Source organism: Pseudomonas sp. GW821-FHT07B01, from assembly GCF_059419065.1.
On the sequence record NZ_JBWKRA010000029.1, the window covers coordinates 26,050 to 48,882 of the forward strand.

Annotated in this window: 19 protein-coding genes; 3 read left to right on the forward strand and 16 right to left on the reverse strand. The window is 60.0% G+C overall.

The window, feature by feature from the left end:
* Window positions 1–11: 11 nt before the first annotated feature.
* The 3 genes from AC07S6_RS24155 to AC07S6_RS24165 are packed head-to-tail and all read right to left on the reverse strand — an operon-like array spanning window position 12 to window position 5,223.
* Window positions 12–3,077, reverse strand: a complete 3,066-nt coding sequence (locus AC07S6_RS24155; RefSeq protein ID WP_197881523.1) for an efflux RND transporter permease subunit — start codon at window positions 3,075–3,077, stop codon at window positions 12–14.
* Window positions 3,074–4,144, reverse strand: a complete 1,071-nt coding sequence (locus AC07S6_RS24160) for an efflux RND transporter periplasmic adaptor subunit (protein ID WP_096143912.1) — start codon at window positions 4,142–4,144, stop codon at window positions 3,074–3,076. The genes AC07S6_RS24155 and AC07S6_RS24160 overlap by 4 nt, the downstream gene beginning before the upstream one ends.
* Window positions 4,141–5,223 carry an efflux RND transporter periplasmic adaptor subunit gene (locus AC07S6_RS24165; RefSeq protein WP_034125475.1) on the reverse strand — a complete coding sequence of 361 codons (1,083 nt, stop codon included), beginning with the start codon at window positions 5,221–5,223 and terminating at the stop codon, window positions 4,141–4,143. The genes AC07S6_RS24160 and AC07S6_RS24165 overlap by 4 nt, the downstream gene beginning before the upstream one ends.
* A gap of 121 nt (window positions 5,224–5,344) precedes the next feature.
* Between AC07S6_RS24165 and AC07S6_RS24170 the strand changes: the two genes are divergently transcribed.
* Window positions 5,345–6,505, forward strand: a complete 1,161-nt coding sequence (locus AC07S6_RS24170; protein ID WP_495113201.1) for an AAA family ATPase — start codon at window positions 5,345–5,347, stop codon at window positions 6,503–6,505.
* 99 nt (window positions 6,506–6,604) lie between these two features.
* On the opposite strand, the gene AC07S6_RS24175 is transcribed toward AC07S6_RS24170, so the two are convergent.
* From AC07S6_RS24175 to AC07S6_RS24230, 12 genes are all read right to left on the reverse strand, one after another.
* Window positions 6,605–7,453, reverse strand: a complete 849-nt coding sequence (locus AC07S6_RS24175; RefSeq protein ID WP_020302225.1) for a transporter substrate-binding domain-containing protein — start codon at window positions 7,451–7,453, stop codon at window positions 6,605–6,607.
* Entirely contained in the window at window positions 7,450–8,226 is a 777-nt protein-coding gene (locus AC07S6_RS24180) for an amino acid ABC transporter ATP-binding protein (RefSeq protein ID WP_034125472.1), read from the reverse strand. Before AC07S6_RS24180 ends, AC07S6_RS24175 begins: the two co-directional genes overlap by 4 nt.
* The gene (locus AC07S6_RS24185; protein WP_034125471.1) at window positions 8,223–8,882 is read right to left on the reverse strand and encodes an amino acid ABC transporter permease; all 660 of its coding nucleotides are present in this window, start codon (window positions 8,880–8,882) and stop codon (window positions 8,223–8,225) included. Before AC07S6_RS24185 ends, AC07S6_RS24180 begins: the two co-directional genes overlap by 4 nt.
* A complete protein-coding gene (locus AC07S6_RS24190; protein ID WP_495113202.1) occupies window positions 8,863–9,528 on the reverse strand; it encodes an amino acid ABC transporter permease in 666 nt (221 codons plus the stop codon). Before AC07S6_RS24190 ends, AC07S6_RS24185 begins: the two co-directional genes overlap by 20 nt.
* A gap of 369 nt (window positions 9,529–9,897) precedes the next feature.
* On the reverse strand, window positions 9,898–10,680 hold the full coding sequence (locus tag AC07S6_RS24195) for a MetQ/NlpA family ABC transporter substrate-binding protein (protein ID WP_198716285.1): 783 nt from the start codon (window positions 10,678–10,680) through the stop codon (window positions 9,898–9,900).
* 106 nt (window positions 10,681–10,786) lie between these two features.
* Window positions 10,787–11,713 carry a sigma 54-interacting transcriptional regulator gene (locus AC07S6_RS24200; RefSeq protein ID WP_014716443.1) on the reverse strand — a complete coding sequence of 309 codons (927 nt, stop codon included), beginning with the start codon at window positions 11,711–11,713 and terminating at the stop codon, window positions 10,787–10,789.
* Window positions 11,714–11,760: 47 nt separating this feature from the next.
* Window positions 11,761–12,342 carry an alpha/beta hydrolase gene (locus tag AC07S6_RS24205; RefSeq protein WP_034125468.1) on the reverse strand — a complete coding sequence of 194 codons (582 nt, stop codon included), beginning with the start codon at window positions 12,340–12,342 and terminating at the stop codon, window positions 11,761–11,763.
* A 219-nt stretch (window positions 12,343–12,561) separates the two neighbouring features.
* On the reverse strand, window positions 12,562–15,459 hold the full coding sequence (locus AC07S6_RS24210) for a glycosyltransferase family 32 protein (RefSeq protein WP_495113203.1): 2,898 nt from the start codon (window positions 15,457–15,459) through the stop codon (window positions 12,562–12,564).
* Between the two features lie 190 nt (window positions 15,460–15,649).
* The gene (locus AC07S6_RS24215) at window positions 15,650–16,051 is read right to left on the reverse strand and encodes an ExbD/TolR family protein (protein WP_078820015.1); all 402 of its coding nucleotides are present in this window, start codon (window positions 16,049–16,051) and stop codon (window positions 15,650–15,652) included.
* On the reverse strand, window positions 16,052–16,774 hold the full coding sequence (locus AC07S6_RS24220) for a MotA/TolQ/ExbB proton channel family protein (protein WP_102666687.1): 723 nt from the start codon (window positions 16,772–16,774) through the stop codon (window positions 16,052–16,054).
* Between the two features lie 25 nt (window positions 16,775–16,799).
* The gene (locus AC07S6_RS24225) at window positions 16,800–17,615 is read right to left on the reverse strand and encodes an energy transducer TonB (RefSeq protein ID WP_495113204.1); all 816 of its coding nucleotides are present in this window, start codon (window positions 17,613–17,615) and stop codon (window positions 16,800–16,802) included.
* Window positions 17,616–17,851: 236 nt separating this feature from the next.
* Window positions 17,852–18,703 (reverse strand): LysR family transcriptional regulator, encoded by an 852-nt coding sequence (locus tag AC07S6_RS24230; RefSeq protein ID WP_495113217.1) that lies wholly within the window; start codon window positions 18,701–18,703, stop codon window positions 17,852–17,854.
* Between the two features lie 107 nt (window positions 18,704–18,810).
* On the opposite strand from AC07S6_RS24230, the gene AC07S6_RS24235 reads away from it, so the two are divergent.
* Both AC07S6_RS24235 and AC07S6_RS24240 read left to right on the forward strand, forming a co-directional pair.
* Window positions 18,811–19,272 carry a nucleoside deaminase gene (locus AC07S6_RS24235; RefSeq protein ID WP_495113205.1) on the forward strand — a complete coding sequence of 154 codons (462 nt, stop codon included), beginning with the start codon at window positions 18,811–18,813 and terminating at the stop codon, window positions 19,270–19,272.
* Window positions 19,259–20,446: a CynX/NimT family MFS transporter gene (locus AC07S6_RS24240; protein ID WP_495113206.1), complete on the forward strand. Its 1,188-nt coding sequence runs from the start codon at window positions 19,259–19,261 to the stop codon at window positions 20,444–20,446. Before AC07S6_RS24235 ends, AC07S6_RS24240 begins: the two co-directional genes overlap by 14 nt.
* Here AC07S6_RS24240 and AC07S6_RS24245 read toward each other — a convergent pair.
* Window positions 20,417–22,732, reverse strand: coding sequence for a TonB-dependent receptor (locus AC07S6_RS24245; RefSeq protein WP_495113207.1), 2,316 nt, complete (start codon window positions 22,730–22,732; stop codon window positions 20,417–20,419). The genes AC07S6_RS24240 and AC07S6_RS24245 overlap by 30 nt on opposite strands.
* Between the last annotated feature and the right edge of the window lie 101 nt (window positions 22,733–22,833).

Below are 22,833 nucleotides of genomic sequence, written 5' to 3' on the forward strand. Positions count from 1 at the left end.
CTCTCTCAGTGTTAATCCTGTTGTGGCTGATGTTCCTGTTTCGGCTCGCGGATCTTGTACCAGGCCACATACAGCGCCGGCAGAAACAGCAACGTCAGCAACGTCGCAATGATGATCCCGCCAATCATCGCGTAGGCCATCGGCCCCCAGAACACTTCCCGCGCAATCGGGATCATGCCCAGGCTCGCGGCGGCGGCCGTCAGCAGAATCGGCCGACGCCGGTGTTCGGTCGCTTCCACCACCGCGTCCCACGGCGTGTAGCCGGCCTCTTCGTACTCGTGGATCTGTGTGACCAGAATCACCGAGTTGCGGATGATGATGCCGATCAGCGCCAGGATCCCCAGGATCGCCACAAAGCCCATGGGCGTGCCGGTGGGGATCAACGCCAGCACCACGCCGATCAGCCCCAGTGGCGCAACGCTGGCCACCAGGAACATCTTCTGCACGCTGTGCAACTGAATCATCAGGAACGTGGCCATCAGGAACAACATCAACGGCACCACGCTGGCAATCGGGCCCTGGGCCTTGCCACTTTCTTCCACGGTACCGCCGGTGGCGACTTTGTAGCCCACCGGCAAGCCTTCGCTGAATTTCTCGATGGTCGGCGCCAACTGCTTGACCAGGTCGGTCGGCTGCATCTCATCGCGCACCGCGGCCTTGATGGTAATCGTCGGCTTGCGGTCACGACGCCACACCAGCGGCTGCTCCAGTTCGTAACGCACCGTGGCAAAGGCCAGCAATGGAATCGAGGTGCCATTGGGCGTAACGATCTGCAGGTTCTGCAAGGTTTCCGGCGTACCGCGCTCGGCATCCTCGGCGCGGCCGACCACGTTGATCAGGTAGATATCGTCGTGCACCTGGGTCACCGCCGCGCCGCTGACCACGCTGTTCATCAACTGCGCCACGTCTTCCGACGAAAGCCCCAGTTGCCGCGCCTTGTCCTGGGCGATGTCGACGCGCAGCACTTTGCCCGGCTCGTTCCAGTCGTAGATGATCTCGCCCAGGTGGGTGTTCTGATCCAGCAAGGTCGCCAGTTCAATGGCGTGCTTGCGCACCTGGTCGGTGTCTTTACCAGAGACGCGGTACTGGATCGGCCGCCCGACCGGCGGGCCCATTTCCAGCGGCTGCACGTAGCTGCCGATACCGACAAAATCATCGCGCAGGCGTTTCTGCAATCGAGCAATCAAGGCACCGCGCTCTTCCAGACCTTTGCTGACGATCACCAACTGCGCGTAGTACGGGTTCTCCAGTTGCTGGTCCAGCGGCAGGTAGAAACGAATCGCGCCCTGGCCGATGTAGGTGCTCCAACGGGCGATATCCGGGTCGTCCTTGATGATCGCTTCGAGGCGGTCTACCGCCTTGCGCGTCTCGTTGATCGAGGCGTTTTGCGGCAGGTTCAGGTCGACGAGAATTTCCGGACGGTCCGACGACGGGAAGAACTGGTTCTGCACAAATTGCATGGAAAATACCGAGGCCACGAACAGCGCCACGGTGATGCCAATCGCCCACCAGCGGTTGCGCATGGCCCACAGCATGCCGCCATTGAAGGCACGGCCAATGCGCCCTGGCTCGGCGTTGTGCGGTTTCACATTGGCGCTGAGGATATGCACGCCGATCACCGGCGCAAACAGCACCGCCACCACCCACGACACCAGCATCGCCACGGCAATCACCGCGAACAGGGTAAAGGTGTACTCGCCTGCCGAACTGGCGTTGAGGCCAATCGGCACGAAACCGGCCACGGTCACCAGCGTGCCGGTGAGCATCGGGAACGCCGTGGAGGTATAGGCGTAAGTCGCCGCCTGTTCCTTGGTTTCGCCTTTTTCCAGGCGCGTGATCATCATCTCCACGGTGATCATCGCGTCATCCACCAGCAGGCCGAGGGCGATGATCAACGCGCCCAGCGACACGCGCTGCATGGTGATGCCGCTGTATTCCATGAACACGAATACCAGCGCCAGCACCAACGGAATCGAGCACGCCACCACCAACCCGGCGCGCATGCCGAGGCTGATAAAGCTCACCACCAGCACGATGATCACCGCCTCGAACAATGCGCTGGTGAAGCCGCCGACCGCCTCTTCCACCACTTCGGCCTGGTCGGACACCTTGTGCACGCCGACGCCCACCGGCAGGTCGGCGGTCAGCTCGTCCATGCGCCCGTGCAGGGCCTTACCGAACGACTGGATATTGCCGCCCTTCTGCATGGCGATGGCCAAGCCAATCGCCGGTTTGCCGTTGAAGCGAAACATCGGCCGCGCCGGGTCCACATAACCACGGCTGATGTCGGCAATATCCGCCAGCCGGTAGAAACGGTCATTGAGGCGCAGGTTGACGTTGGCCAGGTCTTTCTCCGAGGCGAACTGCCCGGAGGTGCGCACGGAGATGCGTTCCGGCCCGGCCTCGATCACCCCGGCGGGGGTCACGGCGTTTTGCGATTGCAGGCTTTGTACGACCTGGCGCTGATCAATCCCCAGGGCCGCGAGTTTGCGCGTGGAGAAATTCAGGTAAATCACTTCGTCCTGCTGGCCGATCATCTCGACCTTGCCCAGCCCTGGCACCGAGCGGATTTCGGCGCGCACCTGTTCCACGTAGTCACGCAACTGGCGCATCGACAGGCCATCGCCGGTAAAAGCATACACCGAGCCGAACACGTCACCGAACTCATCGTTGAACGATGGCCCCTGCAATCCCTGGGGGAAGGTCCCACGAATGTCATCGATCTTTTTGCGGACCTGGTACCAGATCTCCGGGATGGCCTTGGCACTGGTGGTGTCCTTGAGGAACACGAACACCGTGGACTCGCCGGGCCGGGTGTAGCTTTTCACGTAGTCGAGGGAATCGAGTTCCTCGAGTTTTTTCTCGATGCGGTCGGTGACCTGCTTGAGGGTTTCTTCCTGGGTCGCGCCCGGCCAGCGGGTCTGGATCACCATGGTCTTGATGGTGAACGACGGGTCTTCTTCACGGCCCAGGTTCATGTACGAGAACACGCCCATCAGCAGCGCGACGAACATCAGGTACCAGACGAAGGACTGATGCTTGAGGGCCCAGTCGGATAAGTTGAAGCTCCCTTTCATCGCGGGCTGTCCTCGTCGATTTTGACTTTTTGCCCAGGTTTCAGGCTGTTCACGCCGGCGGTGACAATGCGCTCGCCGGGTTTGACGCTGCCATTGAGCAAGGCGCTGTGAGCATCACGGCTGATAACCGTGACCTCGCGGGGTTGCACGGTCTGGCTCTGGGTGTCGAGCAGCCAGATACGGGTCTTGCCGTCGACTTCCTGCAAGGCGCTCAGGGGCAGTTCGATACGCGGGGCGATGGCGGTGCTCAACGTCACGCTGATTGCCGTGCCCAGGCGGAACGCCGGCGGGGTTTCGGCCAGGCTCAGGCGTGCGCGACGGGTGCGCGTGGCGCTTTGGGCCTGAGGCTCGATCTCACGCACCACGGCAGTGGTGTGCACGCTGGGGTCCAGTTGGCCAGCGACCAGGAACACCACATCGGCAGGCAAGCGTTCAGCCAGGCCGGCGGGCAGGTCGATCACCGCTTCCTTGATGTCCGGACGGGCCAGGGTCACCACCTGCTGGCCGGCGCTGACCACTTGGCCAGCCTCAGCGTTCCAGGCAGTGACGATGCCGGCATGGTCGGTGCGCAGTTCGGCGTAGTTGAGTTGGTCCTTGGCCTGGTTGACCGAGGCACGGGCCTGGTCAAGGGTCGCCTGGGTGGTTTTCAGGTCGGTCTGGGCCACATCCAACTGAGCCTGGGCGCCGACGCCACGGTTGAACAGCTCCTGTTGCCGCCGAGCGTTGGCCTGGGCGTTGATGAACTGCGCCTGTACGCGCGCCAGGTCGCCCTGGGCAGCGCGCAATTGGTTCTGCTGGTCGGTGGGGTCAAGCACGGCGAGCAGGGCGCCCTTCTCCACTTCGGCGCCGACATCCACGGCGCGACGGGCGATGCGGCCCGGCACACGGAAACCCAGGTTGCTTTCATAGCGGGCCTGGATGGTGCCGGCGAAACGGCCCAGGTTTTCCTGGTCTTCAGCCTTCACTTCCATGGACAGCACCGGGCGTATGGGTTCGGGCGGCGCCTCTTCCTTGGAGCAGGCCATCAGCAACAGGCTGGCGGCGACAATGAGCGTCAATTGCTTCATGGCTGCGCTCCGGGTTGGGCGATCTCGACGACCATGCCGGGGTGCAGCAATTGCCCACCGGCTATCACGACTTTTTCACCGCCTTTGAGGCCCTCGCCGATGATCACTTTGCCGGTGAGGTAGCGCGCCACGGTGACCTTGTGCAACTGCGCCTTGCCTTCGCCGTCCACCAGCCACACGGCTGGCTCGTTGAGGTCTTTGGTCAGCGCTGACCAAGGCAGCTCGATGCTCGCCTTGGCCGGGCCATTGGCGGTGGCGCTGACCACCGACCCCAGTTCCATGCCCTTGGGCAGGCTTTGCAGGGCGATCTTCACTTGCACGGTGCCGGTATTGGCGGCCACGGCGGGCGTGACTTCGCGGACTTTGCCCACGGCCTTGATGCTCGGGTTGTCCAGCAGGCTCACCGTAATCGGCGCGTCGGGCGGCGGCTCCACCAGCAAGGACTCATACACGTTGAACACGGCGTCACGTTCGCCATCGCGGGCGAGGCTGAAGATCGGCACGGTGGCCTGTACCACTTGGCCGACTTCGGCCTGACGCGCGGTGATGATGCCCGGGGCATCGGCAATCAGCGAGGTGTAGCCCAATTGTTCGCGGGCATTGGCCAACTGCGCCTGGGCAGCGGCCAGGGCACTTTGGCTGCTGCGCAGCGCGGCCTGGGCGGCGTCATATTCGCTGCGGCTGGTATAGCCTTTGGGCAAGAGTTTTTCCTGGCGCACAAAGGCGGCGGCGGTCTGCTTGACCCGCGCCTGTTCGGCCACGACCTGGGCCTGGGCCGAATCAACGTTGGTTTGCAGGTCCTTGGGGTCGAGCTTGGCCAGGACTTGCCTGGCCGTGACGCGGTCGCCCACGTCGACCATGCGCTGGATGATCTTGCCGCCCACGCGAAAGGACAGATCGGTTTGCACCCGCGCCTGGATATCGCCGGTCAGCGTGACCGCCGCGGCGAAATCCGCTGACTGCACGGTTTGCACAAACACCCGTGAATGCTGCTTGGGCTCGGCTTTGTCCTGGCCACATCCGCTGAGCAGCGCCAGGAGGCCAAGGCTGAAAATAAATGTCGAGGTGCGACCGCCCATGCAGGCTCCTTTTGCGTGATGCCGACGTTCAAGTGTGTATGCGACTGTGAGCTTAGATCAGGGTTCCTTATCTGCATGGAGGATCCCATACTCCAATGGTTCCCATGCTGACTAAATACACATGCTTAAAACACTCGCGGTGGCCAATTACCGCTCGATCAACAAATTGGTGGTGCCCCTGGACCGGCTGAACCTGGTGACCGGGCCCAATGGCAGCGGCAAATCCAACCTGTATCGCGCCCTGCGCCTGCTGGCCGAAACCGCCCAGGGCGGGGTGATCAATGCCCTGGCCCGTGAAGGTGGGCTGGATTCGACCTTCTGGGCCGGGCCGGAAACCATCAGCCGGCGCATGCGCAATGGCGAAGTACCGGTCGAATCCACTGTGCGCCAGGGCGTCAAACGCCTGCGCCTGGGGTTTGCCGCAGAGGATTTCAGCTACGCGATCTCTTTGGGCTTACCCGAAAAAACCCTCTCGGCCTTCAAACTGGACCCCGAAGTAAAAAAGGAATGCATCTGGGCCGGCCACGTCTACCGTCCGGCCAGCCTGCTGGTGCAGCGCTCAGGGCCGATGGTGCGTGCCCGCGAAGGCCGAGCGTGGGATGTGCTGGCGCATCACACACCGAACTACCACAGCCTGTTCGATCAGGTCGGCAGCCTGCGTGGCTCGCCGGAAGTGCTGCTGTTGCGTGAAAGCATTCGTGGCTGGCGCTTTTACGATCACTTTCGCAGCGACGTGGACGCGCCAGTGCGCCAGCCACAATTGGGCACGCGCACGCCGGTGTTGCACCACGACGGCCGCGATCTGGCGGCCGCGTTGCAGACCATCCGCGAGATTGGCGATCCCGAGGCGCTGCAACGCGCCGTGAGCGATGCATTCCCGGGCGCGCGTCTGCACATTGAACCGTTGCAGGGCGGACGCTTTGCCATCGAGTTCTATCAGGAAGGCTTGCTGCGACCGTTGTCGGCGGCGGAGCTGTCGGACGGCACCCTGCGCTACCTGCTGCTGATCGCCGCGCTGCTGACGCCCCGGCCACCGACCATGATGGTGCTGAACGAGCCGGAGACCAGCTTGCATCCGGACCTGTTGCCGGCACTGGCCCGCTTGATTATCCAGGCGTCGAAGCAGTGCCAGGTATGGGTGGTGAGCCATGCCAGCCGCTTGATTGCGGCGTTGCAGCAGGATGGGGGGTGTAACTCGATTGTGTTGGAGAAGGTGTTGGGGGAAACACGGATTGTGGGGCAAGGGATGCTGGATGCGCCGGCCTGGCACTGGCCGGAGTAGGCGGTGACTGCACTGGCCTCATCGGGGGCAAGCCCCCTCCCACATTTTGATGTGTGAATACATTCAAAGGTGGGAGCTGGCTTGCCTGCGATAGCTATTTCAGCCCTGCCACTTACCGCCCTCAACAATCACACTCTCAGGCTTGGTGTCATCGCTCAGCTCTTTACGCACATATTGGTCATAAAGCTTGAGCAGGAATTTCTCCTCCCCCAGCTTCGCAAGCTCAGCGTTCACCCAGTCACGCAGCTCGATATTGCCCTTCTTCACAGCCGGGGCAATCGGTGCTTCATCCCCCAGTTTCTCTTCCAGTACGCGGTAGCCAGGGTTCTGCTTGGCCCAACTGAACAGCACCAGGTTGTCTTGCGCATAGGCATCCCCACGGCCAGCCGACAGCGCCTGCAGCGACTCGGAGTTCTTCTCGAACTTGAGCAGCTTCCAGTCCGGATGGTTCTTGGTCAGCCAGATATCCGCCGTGGTGCCGGTGGTGACGATGGTCGTGCGGGTTGCCAGGTCATCCAGGCTTTTGACGGCGCTGTCATTCGGCACCAGAGCCTGCACCGCCACTTTCAGGTTAGGGTTGGTGAAGTCCACTGCTTCCTTGCGTTCAGGCGTCACGGTCATGTTGGCGAGAATCAGGTCGACCTTGTCGCTTTGCAGGAAGGGAATGCGGCTGGCCGGTTCCACGGCGACAAACTCCACCTTGTTTTCATCGCCCAGCAGGTCCTTGGCGAACTGCCGGCCGATGTCGGTATCGAAGCCGACATAACGACCCGCTTCGTCCACAAAACCGAATGGCGGCTTGTCGGTAAACACGCCGACAATCAGCTTGTCCCGCGCTTTGATTTTGTCGATGTAGCTCACAGCCGCGGGTTTTACCGGCTCTTCGGCCTTTTTATCGCAGCCGGCCAACAAGGCGACGGCAAACAGTGGCAGCAGTAACTTTTTCATATCAGCTCCAGTTCCTTGATCTTTTTGGGCAGTGTTGAAACAAAGGAGAACTTCTCCAGGAACTGCTGCGCGCGTGCGGTCTGCGGGTTCGTAAAGAATGCCTCGGGGGTGTTGTGTTCGAGGATGCGACCGGCCTCCATGAACACCACGCGGTCGGCGACGGCGCGGGCGAAGGCCATTTCGTGGGTGACGATCAGCAGGGTCATGCCATCGCGGGCCAAGTCCTGGATCACTTCCAGCACTTCCTTGACCATCTCCGGGTCGAGGGCCGCGGTGACTTCGTCAAACAGCATGACCTGAGGGTTCATGCACAACGAGCGGACGATGGCGATGCGTTGTTGCTGGCCACCGGAAAGCTGGCGTGGGAAGGCGTCGCGCTTGTCGGCAAGGCCCACGCGCTCCAGCAATTTTTCCGCCTGCTCACGGGCTTCACGCGGGTCGCGCTTTTGCACTTTCAGCGGGCCGAGCAGGATGTTGTCGAGCACGCTCATGTGCGGGAACAGGTGGTAGCTCTGGAACACCATGCCAATGTCCTGGCGTACCTGGCGCCAGTCGGTGGTTTTATCCAGCAGCTCTTTGCCGGCAAAGCGCAGGCTGCCGCTGTGCGCGACTTCCAGCCCATTGAGGCAGCGCAACAGGGTGCTTTTGCCACAGCCGCTGGGGCCTAAGATCACCACCACTTCGCCGCGCTGCACGCTCAGGTCGATGCCCTTGAGCACCTGCGCCTCGCCGAAGAATTTGTTGAAACCCTGGAACTCGATCAATGCACTCATGCTTGGGCCCAGCGCCGTTCCAGCACCTTGGAGGCGGCCGACAACGGGTAGCAGATAAAGAAGAAAAACAGGAACAGCGCACCGTAGATCAATACCGACTCGTAGGTGCGCTCGATGATTTGCTGGCCGACCTTGATCACATCCACCACACCGATCAGCACCGCCAGGGAGCTGGTCTTGATGATGCGCGTGTACACGTTGATGGTCGGCGGCGTCATGCGCTTGAGGGCCTGGGGCAGCAGTACGTAGCCGTACAACTGTGGGCCGGACAGGCCAATCGACAAGCCTGCTTCGCGTTGGCCACGGGGCAGCGAATGCAGCGCGCCACGCACCACTTCGCCCACCTCGCTGGCGCCCCACAACGACAGCACCAGCACCGCGCACCAGAAACTCGGGATGCTCAGGCCGAAGAAGATCGGCACGCCAAAAAACAGCAGGTACAACCACACCAGCACCGGAATGGCGCGGAACAGTTCCAGGTAGACCCGCAACACGCCGTTGATCGCCTTGTTATTCAAAGTGCGCAGCACGCCGTAGAGCACGCCGCCAACCGTACTGAAGGCGATGCTCAAAAACGAAATTGACAGGGTTTGCGCAGCGCCCTTGCCCAGTTGCGGCAACGACACCCAGAGCAACTCAAGACCCGAACTGGCCATGTTGGAGCCTCCTTTCCAGGCGGCTGAGCAACAGCGACAACGGCAAGAACAACAGCACGCAAATCAGCGTCAGCACAGCGAGCATTTCGTAGGTTTTATAGTAGAGGGCGATATAGCTCTTGGTGGTATAGAGAATCTCCGGCACCGCCACCGCCGACACCACGGTGGTTTCCTTGAGCAGAAAAATGAAGTTGGCGAACAGCGCCGGCAGGCTGAGGATGCCGGCCTGGGGCAGGATCACATGGCGCAACACTTGCCAGTCGGACAGGCCAATGGACTTGCCCGACTCGATTTGCGCTTGCGGCACCGCTTCCACGCCGGCGCGCAGCACCTCGGTGAGGTAGGCGCCGCCCAGAAAGGTCATGGTGATGATCGCCGCCCAGAACCCGGAAATATTGAAACCCAGGGCCGGCAGCGCGAAGTAGACGAAGAACAGTTGGATCAACAGCGGCGTGTTACGCGCCAGCTCCACATAGAGCGCCACCAGGCGCGACAGGTAAGGCGTACGAAACACCAGCAGCGCAGCGTTGATCAGCGCCACCAGCAAGGACGTGGCAATGGCGATCAGGCCGACTTGCAGCGTAACACCCACGGCCTTGAGAAACGCCGGCAGCGTGCTGAGGATAAAAGCGAAATCGAAGGTCATGTGCAGTCCATATCGCCGCATGGGTAATGCCGCGAGCGCAGTCCGTGCCGACGTGGATAACGTCAGCTAGCGCGAACTTTAAAGGTATAAAAATCAAAGTTTAAATACCGAAATAGCATATTGATATCACCCAAAAACCTAACCTCTGTGGGAGCTGTCGATCATTCCCACGCCCTGCGTGGGAATGCAGCCCCGGACGCTCTGCGTCCGCTCTAAAGTCGTGACGCAGAGCGTCACAGGAGACGTTCCCACGCGGAGCGTGGGAACGAGCAAGCCAGCTCCCACAGTTTTGACTGTATTTCAGATAAAAAAACGCCGACGCTGTAGGAGCCGTCGGCGTTGAAACCTTGAAGGGGGTTTTGGCTTACATCAGAACGCTGGCACCACCGCGCCGTTGTACTTCTTCTCGATGAAAGCTTTGACTTCCGGGCTGGTCAGGGCCTTGGCCAACTTCTGGATAGCATCGCTGTCCTTGTTGTCCGGGCGCGCCACCAGGAAGTTCACGTACGGCGACTTGGCGTCTTCGATGATCAGCGCGTCCTTGGCCGGGTTCAGGCCAGCTTCCAGGGCGTAGTTGGTGTTGATCACATCCAGGTCAACCTGATCCAGCACGCGTGGCAGCAGCGCCGATTCCAGCTCTTTGAATTTGAGGTTTTTCGGGTTGTCCTTGATGTCCTTTGGCGTGGACAAGGCGTTGGTCGGGTCTTTCAGGGTGATCAGACCGTTCTTCTGCAGCAGCAACAGGGCGCGGCCGCTGTTGGAGCCTTCGTTCGGGATGGCCACGGTGGCGCCATCTTTGAGCTCAGAGATATTTTTGATTTTTTTCGAGTAACCACCGATGGGTTCGACGTGCACACCCACAACGGTGACTAGGTTGGTGCCCTTGCCCTTGTTAAAGTTTTCCAGGTACGGCAGAGTCTGGAAGTAGTTGGCGTCCAGGCGTTTCTCAGCGACCTGCACGTTCGGCTGTACGTAGTCGGTAAAGACTTTGATCTGCAGGTCCACACCTTCCTTGGCCAGGGTCGGCTTGATCAGCTCGAGGATTTCGGCGTGCGGGATCGGCGTAGCGGCCACCACCAGTTTCTCGTTGGCCTGGGCAAAGCCAGCAGTCAGGGCAGCCGCCAGAGCGGTAAACAACAGAACCTTTTTCATGCAATGTCCTTCTAACGACCGTTTTTATGTGAGGTGCCAGCGAAGTGCTATCGCGGCGTGGAAGGGACAATACCTAGATTTTTTATTCCCGAACAATATCTTTTATTCACGTTGATATTCCATTTTGTTCATACAGGAATTTACGCACCGATTCCGTCTCGGCCGGGCTGGCGCTGGCCAAAATTCGTCGTACTTGCTCCAGCGGTGAGCCTGCCGTCGGTAGGTTCAAATGCTCGGGCAAGATTTCATCGCCGCTGCTCACCAGCAAGGCAAAGTGAATGACGTTTTCCAATTCTCGCGTATTGCCCGGCCACGTGTGGTGTTCCAGCACCTGCTGGGCGGCGTCGCTGATCAGTGGCACCGGAAGGTCCAGGCGCTGGCTGTAGATGCCGAGGAAATATTCGGCCAGAGACAAGATATCCCCCACCCGCTCGCGCAACGCCGGCAGGTCCAACCGGCCCTCACTCAAATAATGGAACAGACGCTCATGAAACTTGCCCACGGCCACGGCCTGGGCCAGGTCGATGCTGGTCGCGGCCACCAGGCGCACATCCACCGGGCTGGGCTGGTGGGCACCGACGCGGGTGACTTCGTGGTTTTCCAGGGCCGCGAGCAATTTCACCTGGATCGGCAGCGGCAAGTCACCAATTTCATCCAGATACAAGGTGCCACCATTGGCCGACCCGAACCAACCTGCGCGGCTGCTGGCCGCGCCACTGTGACTGCCGGCGGCATAGCCGAACAACTCGGCATCGGCATAGGTGGGGCTGATGGCGCCACAGTTGACCGAGACAAACAGGCCTGTACGGTCACTGCCACGGTGGATGTGCCGCGCCAGCAACTCTTTACCGCTGCCGGTTTCTCCTCGAATCAATACGGGTAAGGCGCGCGGCGCAAGGCTTTCCAACTCTTCACGCAGTTGGCGTGAGCGTGGGTCGACGAACACCAGCGCCTTGGCGCGGATGCTCAACGGGCTTTTTTCAGCATCTGGAAAAGTCAGCAGCGGCTGGCCGAAGGTTTCATGCAGACTCATGGCAGGCTCCCGCCCCAATCCACACAGGGACGGGGCGTTGAAAAATATTAGGCGCTGCGCCGAGCATGGTGCTCGAGGCGATGTTGCAGGCGATAGAGGTAAGCAAACCCTTGCTCCCAGCGGCGGTGGCCGGACTTCACATTGATATGCCCGGCGCCCGACAAGATGCCGGCTTCGGCGCCCCACTGACGCGCCAGTTCCAAAGCCCTTGGGGCACTTACGGCACTGTCGTTATCGGAGCTGACCACCTGGCTGGGGAATGGCAACAAATCGGTGGGAATCGGCGCGAAGTTACGCAGGGCGGGCGCGCACGCAGGCCGCTCGACATCCGCCGGCGCCACCAGCAACGCGCCGCGTACCTGCCGCAAAAAATGCACGGGCGCGGTGGCTGCCCAGTGAGCGACAGTGATGCAACCCAGGCTATGAGCGATCAGGATCACCGGCGTGCTGTCGGCAGCGATGGCCTCGGCCAGTGCGGCGACCCAATCCTCGCGACGCGGTGTCAGCCAATCGGCCTGTTCCACGCGGGCGCTATTGGGCAGGCTGTTCTGCCAATGGGTTTGCCAATGATCTTCTGGCGATCCTTGCCAGCCCGGCACGATCAGATAACGAATCGACTCGCTGTGCATGGGTGTGCCCTCCTGCAGCGTTTAACGTTGCTGACCAGTATAGGGGCGACCCAACAATCAAATAAGGAATAAAAAGGAATTTATTAATAACTAAATTGCATTTTCGACATCAGGTCACGTTATCCTCATCCGAGGCGATCGCCGTCACTGAAGCCAGTCGCTGAGGCGGATAAACCCGCTCCTCAGCGACTGCAATCGACACCAGGTTTGTTTTACCAATTAGCGAGAATGATGCATAGACTGCTCTGAGCCAATGGAGACCCCGAACTTATGATTCATCGGCATGTAATAATCTCGCGCGCTCATATAGTTGGCACCATAGTCCTTGGGAAGTAAAAGACAAGCGTTCAACAGTTCTGTCACCTCATCAACTACCGCGAAAAACCCATACTCCTTTTGTGCCAATACATCCCCAAACATTTTCGGCCCGGTGATTTCAAAAATTTTCTTCTCGTATTCTTTATAAGCCTGCTGTTCGGCGGCTGTCGAACTGTCACTCAGGAAAGCACGATTACTTTTCAACCACTCCTCATTGGCCTTATAGCGCTCATAGGCCTCTTCCAGGATCTCATCCAGCAAAGGATTATCGGCATGACTGGCGAAATTACTGGTATTGAAACCACTGAAGTCCGCTGGTTCATAAGTCACTGGCGAATTCATCAGAATATCGTTCGGTGTGGCTTTCAACGTGACGTTTCCCACATTGAAAGTCAGTGTATCGTCCGCATCCAGATATATTCCACCGTACTTCTTAAGCAATGCAACGCGCATCACATCCGATGAGGCCGCTAGATTTTGCCCTTGGCCGGCACGAAAGTACTGATACATTTCCCCATACTTGCCAGCCTTCAGCTCCCTGAAAGCCTCATCTGCTTGCAAATCATGCACTTCCAGACCGCCTACTTTGTGATCCAATGCAGACTTTATCTTTTGAAAAACACTCGCATTATTGGCATCTACATGAACGATCGACTTATAGCCCGGACTTTTCCTGGAGTTCTCAACAATATTGTTGAGCAAGTTCTCTGGCATCTCATTGCCAGCCCAAAAATAGTGGATAACCTTGGGCACCTCAGTGGCGCCGGAGGGTAACGATGGCAGGTTCGGTAACTTCAGTGTTTTATTTATCATTGAAGCCGGTGCATTTTTATTCCCTTCGATCGCTTCAGCTTTTGTACCACTCATCCAGTTTTCTTGGCCTTTACGCCAATAAAACACGTCATTCACTCGACCGTTTTCGCTGACCCCACGCCATAGGCGGGCCTCTACGTCATACGTCACTTTAGTGCCGTATCGATCGACGAAAATCATGTAGTCTTTCGAGACCATTTGATGGACATCGTCCATGGGGACTGTGAACGCCTCATGGAGTTTCGGGGGCGAAACAGGGCTCATCGGATAACCAATCTGCCCATTGATTCGCCGTGGCGGATTGAAGAACGGGCGCCCTTGTTCAGTCACTTGAGTAGAGGCCTGGGCTGTAGCATCCGCTCCGGCTGCGACGCCCCCGCTGGCAAACCTTTCTGTTATCACTTTCGCCAGCGGCGCACCCGCATGAGTGGCTAACGGCGGCGCAGCGTTCAATACCCCAAAAACAATTCGGTCCGCACCGGTCGCTTTTCCTTTGATGGCATCATCAATACCAATACCGGCCTCGGCGCCCCCGGCTGCCAGGAAGAAAACATCCAGGCCTATTGCGACTTCCGGCATGACCAGGGCCAGGGGCGTCATGAACATGGCGACTTTGGTGGCCTCTTCCACCCCTTGCAGCACTTTGTTCTTGGTGTAGTCCCCATCACTGACGATCGCATTATCCGCGTCCGAATAAGACCGGGCCTTTTGTCGAACCTTGACTGCTTCAAAAGGGTCGCCCTGCAGCTGATCCACTGTGATAAACCGATCCGGCACCCAGCCGTTGAGCCCTTTAAGGAAAGCATTACCCGACGCCTGCGCGTCGGACCAATTCCCCATCCCTTCCAGAGACTGACGTACACCGTCTGAAAACGACTTGTCAGCTTGATCCTTGAGAGAAAAGTGCGTCAGCAGCGATTCGCGCTTAACGGGGTCTGACGCCTGCCCCGCCAGCCACGTTTTCATTTGCTGCGGATTATCGAACCGATGAATGGGTGAGGAATTGCCAGGGATGTATAGCAACGTCAGCTGGGTTTTCCGATCGGTCACACATATCAAGTCGGTCGACTGCAGGCTATTGATGCTCAGCAATCCGATGTCCAGATTCGGATCCTTGACGGCAGGCTTGGTAAAATCCTGAACCGTCAGCTCGGACCAATCCTTTTGCGCAACCGCCCCCAACGCACGCTGAGCGAGTGCCGCCTCAACCGGTCCAAGTGTTCCTTCCAGACGCTGTAGATTGATCGCTTTAACAAAGGATATTTTACTCAACGATGCATACGAGGCGCTGTGTTTGTCCCAGAATCCATCAAGCGTATTCTTGTAAAGTTGGGTGCGGTCTGTATCCCAGACCAAGGCTTTGAAATCTTCAACCGGAATGGGCAACTCAGTGGCCGCACTGTAGAGCGCAGAGCCCGGAGAACTCGGTTCCTGGTAAATAGCTTGGCGACTGCTTGCTTCCTGCACCCAGCCGTCAATTTTGTTGTAAACATACACTGCCGGCGAAAAATACTTGGCGATTTTTCGAAACCAGCCCTCATTATCTTCAATCGTAACATCTTGCCTGTTTTTCAAAGCCGCTTGGGTCAGCGTTATTTTTTCCACAACATCCTTTTCGTCATCGCCATTATCCTTAAACGTCACCAGATACGTTTTATCAGGATCAACTTCAATGCCCCACTGTTGTTTTATCTTCGCGGACAAAATAGTGGCAATCTCTTTTTCAGGAGACATAAAATCAGACGCATGCGTACTGATATAAGCATCTATTACAGGATTTGGCTTCAATACCTTGGGTTCGGCATTGGGTGCGTTAATATGCTGATAACCGGCGCGATTCAAAGATGAACTTTGCCCTAGCGGATGCCGTGGGCCAGGCCTATCGGACGGCCCAGAAAAAGCGACAGGTTTTTTTTCATCGGGCTGAGAAACCGGTTGTTGCGGGCTGACGAATGTATCTACCAAACGAATCGGAAAACGTACCATTCTATAACCTCTCCATTTATCGAAACTTTCCATGCGCCAGCCAGAATAATCATACGGTCATGAATTGCACGCTCAGAAACATTCAAAAACGTGTGAATTCTTTTCCTTTACTAACGCTATACCCTTCCAATAAAAAAGGGCCGCACCCTGCCAAGGAAACGGCCCAAAAACGTGTCGCGGCTCTTTGAAACTAACGTGCAGTAATCACCGACAATTTGGTAATGCCTGCGCGCTCGATCGACGCCATGGCTCGCGCCACTTCGCCGTAGTTCACTCCATTATCGGCCTGCAGTTGCACCCGCACGTCGGGGTCCTTGGCCTTGGCCGCCTGCAGGTTGAATTCCAACAGGTCCGGCTGGATTTCGTCCTTGTTGATAAACAATTTGCCGGCGCCGTCGATGCTCACCACCAATGGATCCTTCTGCTCAACCGGTGCCACGGCCTGGGTCTTGGGCAGGTTGATCGGGATGGAGTTGGTCAATAGCGGCGCGGTGACGATAAACACCACGAGCAGCACCAGCATCACATCCACCAGCGGCGTGACATTGATCTCGCTCAGCACCTCATCGCTGTCTTGCGTGGAGAAGGCCATTCAGGATGCCTCCTTCACTTTCTGCGGGCTGCCGGTGCTGGCCTTGGCCAACGTCGGGTGCAGCAGCACGCGGAACGCGTTTTTCTGCGCCAGGCTGTAGAAGTCGTGGGCAAAGTCATCCAGGTCTGCCGCCGTCAGCTTCAGGCGACGCAGGAAGTAGTTGTAAACCAGCACCGCAGGCACCGCGACGGCGATCCCCACGCCGGTCGCCACCAGTGCCGCGCCGATGGGCCCCGCCACGGTTTCCAGGCTGGCGGACCCGGCAGCACTGATCCCCTTCAGCGCTTCCATGATCCCCCACACGGTGCCAAACAGGCCGATAAACGGCGAGGTGCTGCCGATACTGGCGACCACAGCCAGGCCGGTTTCCAGGGAGCGACGCTCACGCACGATTTGCTGGCGCAGGGCGCGTTCGAGGCGGTCCTGGTGATTGATCGCCTGGCTCAAATCCGCAGCGTGGGTGGTATCGCCCACCTGGATCGCGGCATAGCCGGCCTGGGCTACACGGGCGGCAGCGCCAGGCTGGGTTTCGGCGAGTTCGGCGGCCGAGTCGAGGCTCGATGCCGCCCAGAACTGTTTGTGAAACTTGCGATCCTGGGCCTTGAGGCGACCGAACTGCACGCCCTTGAGCAAGGCCAGGCCCCAGGTGGCGACCGAAAAGGCCACCAGCAGCCAGATCACCGCGCTTTCGATGGATTCAAGTGGAGATGCCAATGCCATGATGTTTTCCCTCTGCGCCGCTGAATAATTAATGAATCTTGAAATCGATGGGCACGCTCACCCAGCCGTTCTGGGCCACATCGCCCTGTTTGGCAGGTACGAAACTCCAGCGTTTCACCGCTGCCAATGCCGCGTCATCCAACTGCTGGCGACCACTGCTTTTTTGCACCTGGATCTCACCCGGTTTACCACTGGCCAGCACCTGCACCCGCAGCAACACCGTACCTTCCCAACCGCGACGCTGAGCCAGTGACGGGTATTCCGGCGCCGGGTTCTTCAGGTACGCGGCGTTGGCCGAAGCAGGCGTCACCGGCGCTGGCGCCGCGGGTGCGGGCGGTGCAGGTGGCGCTGGAGGCGGTGGTGCAGGTGGCTGCTCGACGGCCTTGGGGGCCGGCTTAGGCTCAGGTTTAGGCACGGGCTTGGGCTTGGGCTTGGTTTTCGCAATGGGTTTGGGCGGCGCCGGCTTGGCCGCCAACTCATCCACCACCGACGGCGGTGGTTCGACCACAGGCGGAGGCGGTGGCGGTACAGGCGGTGGCGGTTCAACCACCGGCGGCGCCGGCTGGGAAAATTCGATGGTCATCGGTGGAATTTCCGGCGGCACAATCGGCAGCACCGGCGTGGGTTTCTGGCTCACCCAATAGATCACTGCACCGTGCAGCGCCAACACCAGCAACCCGAGCAAAACCCCCTCGCGGCGGCTGGAAAAACGCTTCGGGGTCTTCTGCAGGCGCAATTGCCCCAACGGCGCGTGATGCGGCCGGCCAAGGTCAACCAACTCACCACTCGGTGCCGGGCGCCACTGCGCCTCGGGTGCACTGGCGGCGGTCTGGACATTGCCCATTGATTCACTCCCTGCGGTTCTGAAAAACCGACGGGGCCTGCGTGAAGGCCCGTCGAGGGCTGAATCATCGGTGCCAGACACTTATCTCTTAAAGTAATCTTTAAAGTTATACATAGAACAAAAACACATAAACAAAACAGCCGATCACACCAAAGCCACGGGGCCCGTGGCCTGGCTTCAAGCCGTTGTCTTTCAATGCCTTAAAGGCATACAAAATATTCGGCAAAGGTATGGGCTCAGTGCGGGTTTCCACTGCACAAGGCCAGCAATTCACCCAGCAAACTCTGGCCCGCTGCGCCCAAACCACTGCGGCCATACAGGGCCAATCGCACGCCATGAACAGGTGGCAAGCCACTCTCTGGGCCGAGTATGCGATGGCCCGGTTGCAATACCCGTTCTGGCAATAAACTGATGCCCAAGCCTGCCGCCACCGCCGAGCACACACTGGCCAGGCTGGCGCTGGAATAGCCGATGCGCCAACGCCAGCCGGCCCGTTCCAGATGGTGCAGCATGTCGTTGCGATACAGGCCGCCCACGGGGAAAGCCACCAGCGGCAGCGGGTCGCGGCCCAGGGCCGGGGTGCTCAGGCTGTCGACCCAATACAAGGGCTCGGGCCACGACGCCACGCAGTCGTCGCTGTCGCCCATCTGCTTGACCAGCAACACATCGAACTCACCGCCCCGGTACTGGCGCTGCAATTCGGGGCCAAGGCCACTGGTGACTTCCAGCCGCACCCGTGGGTACGCCACCACAAACGCCGAAAGCAGCGGCATCAGGCGCTCGGCGGCAAAGTCCTCCGGCACGCCGAGACGCAACACGCCGTCGCTTTGCTGGTTGATCAGCACATCGGCGGCTTCTTCGTGCAGCGCGAGGATGCGGCGCGCATACGCGAGCAGGCGCTCACCCTCGGCGGTGGCCACTACCCGGCGCTGGTCGCGGTCGAGTAACTGACACGCCACTGCGTCTTCCAGGCGGCGGATCTGTTGGCTGACGGTGGACTGGGTCAAGTGCAGGCGCTCGGCGGCGCGGGTGAAATTGCCGCAGTCCACCACGGCGACAAAGCTGCGCAACAACACGGGATCGAGCAACGTCATCACCATTGTGTTTGCCACTGATTGGCATGTTTATATTTAATTTCAGAATACCTTGCTGGCTGCCCATACTTCACACCTTTCATCGCATCCGGGGGCCTTGTATGACCAACGATCAAGCACACCTGCAACGCGCTATTGCCTTGGCCCGTGCCAACGTCACCCAAGGCGGCCGCCCCTTCGGTGCGGTGCTGACGCGCAACGATGAGATGTTGGTGGAAGCCGTGAATGAGATCCACCTGACCCAGGACCCCACCGCCCACGCCGAGCTGCTGGCAATTCGCGCAGCGAGCCGGCAGCTGGGTGCACGCCTGGAAGGGTGCGTGATCTACGCCAGCGGCCAGCCTTGCCCGATGTGCCTGAGTGCCATGTACCTGTGCGGCGTCGAGCGCGTAGTGTTTGCCGCCAGCAACGAAATGGCCGAGCCGTTCGGCCTGTCGACGGCAGCCATCAGCCAGCAGGTTGGCTTGCCCATCGACGCGCAATGCCTGCCCATTCAGCACCTGCCCGATGCCGCAATGACTGCGCTGTATCACCAGTGGAAAACCCTGCATGACCCTGAATAAATCCCTCGCCGGCTGGGGCCTGCTGGTGGTGCTCGGCCTGAATCTGCGCCCGATCCTCAGTTCCATCAGCCCACTGCTCGGCGAGATTCGCCAGGCCACCGGCCTGAGCTTTCAGAGCAGCGCCCTGCTCACCAGCCTGCCGGTGATCTGCATGGGGTTGGTGGCACTGGTGGGCGTGCGCGTGGAGGCGCGCTTGGGCGAGCGTCGCGGCATCGCCCTGGGCTTGTTGATGATTTTGCTGGCGTGCCTGGCGCGCTGGCTGATGGGCCAGGCTTCGGCACTGCTGGTTACCGCGCTGCTCGGCGGTGCGGGCGTGGCGCTGATCCAGGCGCTGGTGCCGGCGATGATCAAGCGCGAATTCCGTCACCGCGTGCCGGCGGCGATGGGCGTGTATTCGGCCTCGCTCATGGCCGGTGGCGGCCTGGCGGCGTTGCTCAGTCCGGTGGTGGCCACGCATTTCCAGCAATGGCAAGCAGGCCTGGGTGTGTGGCTCTTGCCGGCGCTGGGGGCGTTGTTGCTGTGGGCCTGGCTGCCGCTGGGCGCGGCACGAAACCCACAGCAGGCGCCTGCGTTCAAAGGGTTGCGTAACCGCCGCGCCTGGCTGCTGGCGCTGTATTTCGGCCTGGTCAACTGCGGCTACATGAGCATGGTCGCGTGGCTGCCCGCCTACTATCAGCAACTGGGTTGGGGCGTGCTGCCCAGCGGGTCATTGCTGGCGTTCATGACGATTTTTCAGGTGACGGCCGCTCTGTTGATGCCAGTGCTGGCGCAACGCGGTATCGACCGCCGCCCATTGCTCAGCATCAGCCTGCTGGCGCAAACCATCGGTTATTTGGGCCTGATCATTGCGCCGCAGGAATATCCCCACCTGTGGGTGGCCTTGTGCGGCTTCGGGTTAGGGGCGTGCTTTGCCCTGAGCTTGCTGCTGACCCTCGACCACCATCGCGACCCACGCCAAGCCGGGCAACTGGCGGCGTTCGTGCAAGGCGTGGGCTTTTTGATCAATGCGATTTCGCCGTGGCTGACCGGCTGGCTGCGCGAGCTTACCGGCAACTTTGTCAGTGCCTGGGTGGTGCTGACGGTGACGGTGGTGGCGATGCTGCTGGTGACGCGGGTGTTCAGCCCGGCCACCTATCGCACCGACCTAGAAGTCGTAGCGCCCAGTCACGCCTAGGGTGCGCGGCGTGCCCAACAGGCCCTCGTAACCGCCGTTACCACCGGTCCACAGGGTGGTGTAGTAGGTTTTGTCGAAGGCGTTTTTCAGCCACAGCGACACATCCCACTGCCCTTGGTCATAGTCGCCGCGCAAACCGGTAGACAGGTTGACCACCGCATACGCCGGGATCTGCCCGTAGTCGGAATCTTCCACCGTGCCCACCGCCTTGGAACGGAACGCGTAACTGGCGGTAACATAGGGTTCGAAGCCGTTCGCCAGGTTCCACTTGTACTCGCCGTTGGCGTTGGCGATCCACTTGGAGGCGCCCACTACCTGATGGCCGCTCAGGTCGCAGGACGCCGGCGCACCGGGACGCAGGCTGGTTTCCGGCGGGCACGGCGCGTCCTTGTAAGACAAGTACGTCACGTCATTGAAGGAGCCGTTGATGTTCAGGGTCAGGCCCTTGATCGGCACCAAGGTGCTTTCCACCTCCACGCCTCGCGAGCGTACCGAGCCGGCGTTGGTCAGGTACTGAACGCGGTTATCCTGGTCGTAGGCGTTGGTCTGGTAGCCGTTGACCTGGGTCCAGAACAGGTTGGCATTGAGCTGCAGGCGGCGGTCCCACAGCGTGCTCTTGAAGCCTAGCTCGGCGTTGTTGGCGCGCTCGGTGCCGATCAGCAACGAGTCGGCTCCGGCCGTCGGCGCAGACCCCACCGCCAGGTTCACACCGCCGGACTTCTCGCCATGGGACAGCGTCGCGTAGCCCAGCAGGTTTTCATTGAAGTGATAACTGAGGTTGAGCAGCCCCGACGGCGTGGCGCTGTATTGCGACAGGTCGCCCGAGTCATAGGCCCCGGTACGCCCACGCCGCGCCGTGGCAGCAGCCCCGCTGACCGCCGCGCCACCGACGGGCGCATTGCGCGTGACCCAGGCGCTTTTCTCTTCGTAGGTGCCACGCAGGCCGGCGGTGAAATCCAGGCGTTCGGTCAGGTGCCAGGTGCCTTGGGCGAACAGCGCGAAGCTGTCGGTGCGGATATGCCCGTTGCCCACACTGCTCACGTTGCTCAACGCACCGGCAGGTGTGCCGTTCCAGATATCGGCCTTGGGCCCGTAGTAGGCAAAGGATTTGTTATCCAGGTCGGAGCCGAAGTAGTAGGCGCCCAGCACGTAATCGAAGAAACCACCGCTGGGCGACGCCAGGCGAAATTCCTGGGACCACTGCTTATCTTCCACCGAAACCCCGGCGTTATACGACGCCGGTACGTTGAGGCCGTCATCGTTGCGCGGGGTGAAATTCCACCAGCGATAAGCACTCACCGAGGTCAGGGTGAAGTCGCTGGGCAGCGTCCAATTGGCTTCCAGCGACGTACCGCCCTGGAACACCGTGACGTGCTGGTCGTTGTCCAGGTTGACCTTGCGATGGGTGCCGTCCACCAAGGTTGCGCCCGCCACGTTGGCCCGGGATTGATACAGATTGGTGCCATTGATGGTCGGGCCGGTGCTGTACAGCACGCGGGTGCCGGCGCTGGAATCCTCTTCGTTGTAGTCACCGATCCAGCGCAGGTTGAACGCTTCGTTGGGCTTGTACAGCAGTTGCCCGCGAAAGCCTTGGCGCGAACCACCGTTAAGATCATGGCCGTCGTACTCGTTCTTGATATCGCCGTCGCTGCGCGTGCGATAGGCCGAGAAACGCCCTGCCAAGTCCTCGGTGAGCGGGCCGGAAATCGTGCCCTTGGTCTGGAAATAACCGTCCTCCCCCAGGGAGGTTTCGATGCTGCGCTCGGGAGTAAAACTCGGCGCGCGCGTACTGATATTGATCACACCAGCGGTGGTGTTCTTGCCGAACAACGTGCCCTGGGGGCCGCGTAAAACCTCAAGCTGCTCAATGTCCATCAGGTCGAACACCGCCATGCCCGGGCGCCCGAGGTAGACGTTGTCGATATACAGCCCCACGCTGCCTTCCAGGCCATCGCTGGCCGGGTTGTTGCCCAGGCCGCGGATCGACACGCTGGACTGGCGCGCATGCATATAGGCGACGTTGACGCTGGGCACCAGTTGCTGCAAATCCTGGATGCGGTACACCCGCTGGGTTTCCAGGGCCTGGCCACCGAGCACGCTCATGGGCGTCGGCACGGCCTGGGCACTTTCGGTACGCCGCCGGGCAGTGACCGTGACAGTTTCCAGTTGGCCACTGGCGCTTTCGCCCTTGCCGGCAGGCGCGGGTGTTTCAGCGGCCTGGGCCGGCGACCAACTGCTGCTACCGGCCACTAGAACGGCCAGGGGCAAGGACTTGAACAGACTCATAAGCGGCTCCAAAACCCCGGAATACTCGTCGCCTCATATTCCTAAAGGTTATTTATTTATGTTTTTACGAACATTTACTGCATAAGAGATAGCCTTTATAA

What these genes read in the sequence shown, in the direction of transcription:
- AC07S6_RS24155 (WP_197881523.1), bottom strand. Translation starts at nt 3,077, where the DNA reads ATGAAAGGGAGCTTCAACTTATCCGACTGGGCCCTCAAGCATCAGTCC.
- AC07S6_RS24160 (WP_096143912.1), bottom strand. Translation starts at nt 4,144, where the DNA reads ATGAAGCAATTGACGCTCATTGTCGCCGCCAGCCTGTTGCTGATGGCC.
- AC07S6_RS24165 (WP_034125475.1), bottom strand. Translation starts at nt 5,223, where the DNA reads ATGGGCGGTCGCACCTCGACATTTATTTTCAGCCTTGGCCTCCTGGCG.
- AC07S6_RS24170 (WP_495113201.1), top strand. Translation starts at nt 5,345, where the DNA reads ATGCTTAAAACACTCGCGGTGGCCAATTACCGCTCGATCAACAAATTG.
- AC07S6_RS24175 (WP_020302225.1), bottom strand. Translation starts at nt 7,453, where the DNA reads ATGAAAAAGTTACTGCTGCCACTGTTTGCCGTCGCCTTGTTGGCCGGC.
- AC07S6_RS24180 (WP_034125472.1), bottom strand. Translation starts at nt 8,226, where the DNA reads ATGAGTGCATTGATCGAGTTCCAGGGTTTCAACAAATTCTTCGGCGAG.
- AC07S6_RS24185 (WP_034125471.1), bottom strand. Translation starts at nt 8,882, where the DNA reads ATGGCCAGTTCGGGTCTTGAGTTGCTCTGGGTGTCGTTGCCGCAACTG.
- AC07S6_RS24190 (WP_495113202.1), bottom strand. Translation starts at nt 9,528, where the DNA reads ATGACCTTCGATTTCGCTTTTATCCTCAGCACGCTGCCGGCGTTTCTC.
- AC07S6_RS24195 (WP_198716285.1), bottom strand. Translation starts at nt 10,680, where the DNA reads ATGAAAAAGGTTCTGTTGTTTACCGCTCTGGCGGCTGCCCTGACTGCT.
- AC07S6_RS24200 (WP_014716443.1), bottom strand. Translation starts at nt 11,713, where the DNA reads ATGAGTCTGCATGAAACCTTCGGCCAGCCGCTGCTGACTTTTCCAGAT.
- AC07S6_RS24205 (WP_034125468.1), bottom strand. Translation starts at nt 12,342, where the DNA reads ATGCACAGCGAGTCGATTCGTTATCTGATCGTGCCGGGCTGGCAAGGA.
- AC07S6_RS24210 (WP_495113203.1), bottom strand. Translation starts at nt 15,459, where the DNA reads ATGGTACGTTTTCCGATTCGTTTGGTAGATACATTCGTCAGCCCGCAA.
- AC07S6_RS24215 (WP_078820015.1), bottom strand. Translation starts at nt 16,051, where the DNA reads ATGGCCTTCTCCACGCAAGACAGCGATGAGGTGCTGAGCGAGATCAAT.
- AC07S6_RS24225 (WP_495113204.1), bottom strand. Translation starts at nt 17,615, where the DNA reads ATGGGCAATGTCCAGACCGCCGCCAGTGCACCCGAGGCGCAGTGGCGC.
- AC07S6_RS24235 (WP_495113205.1), top strand. Translation starts at nt 18,811, where the DNA reads ATGACCAACGATCAAGCACACCTGCAACGCGCTATTGCCTTGGCCCGT.
- AC07S6_RS24240 (WP_495113206.1), top strand. Translation starts at nt 19,259, where the DNA reads ATGACCCTGAATAAATCCCTCGCCGGCTGGGGCCTGCTGGTGGTGCTC.
- AC07S6_RS24245 (WP_495113207.1), bottom strand. Translation starts at nt 22,732, where the DNA reads ATGAGTCTGTTCAAGTCCTTGCCCCTGGCCGTTCTAGTGGCCGGTAGC.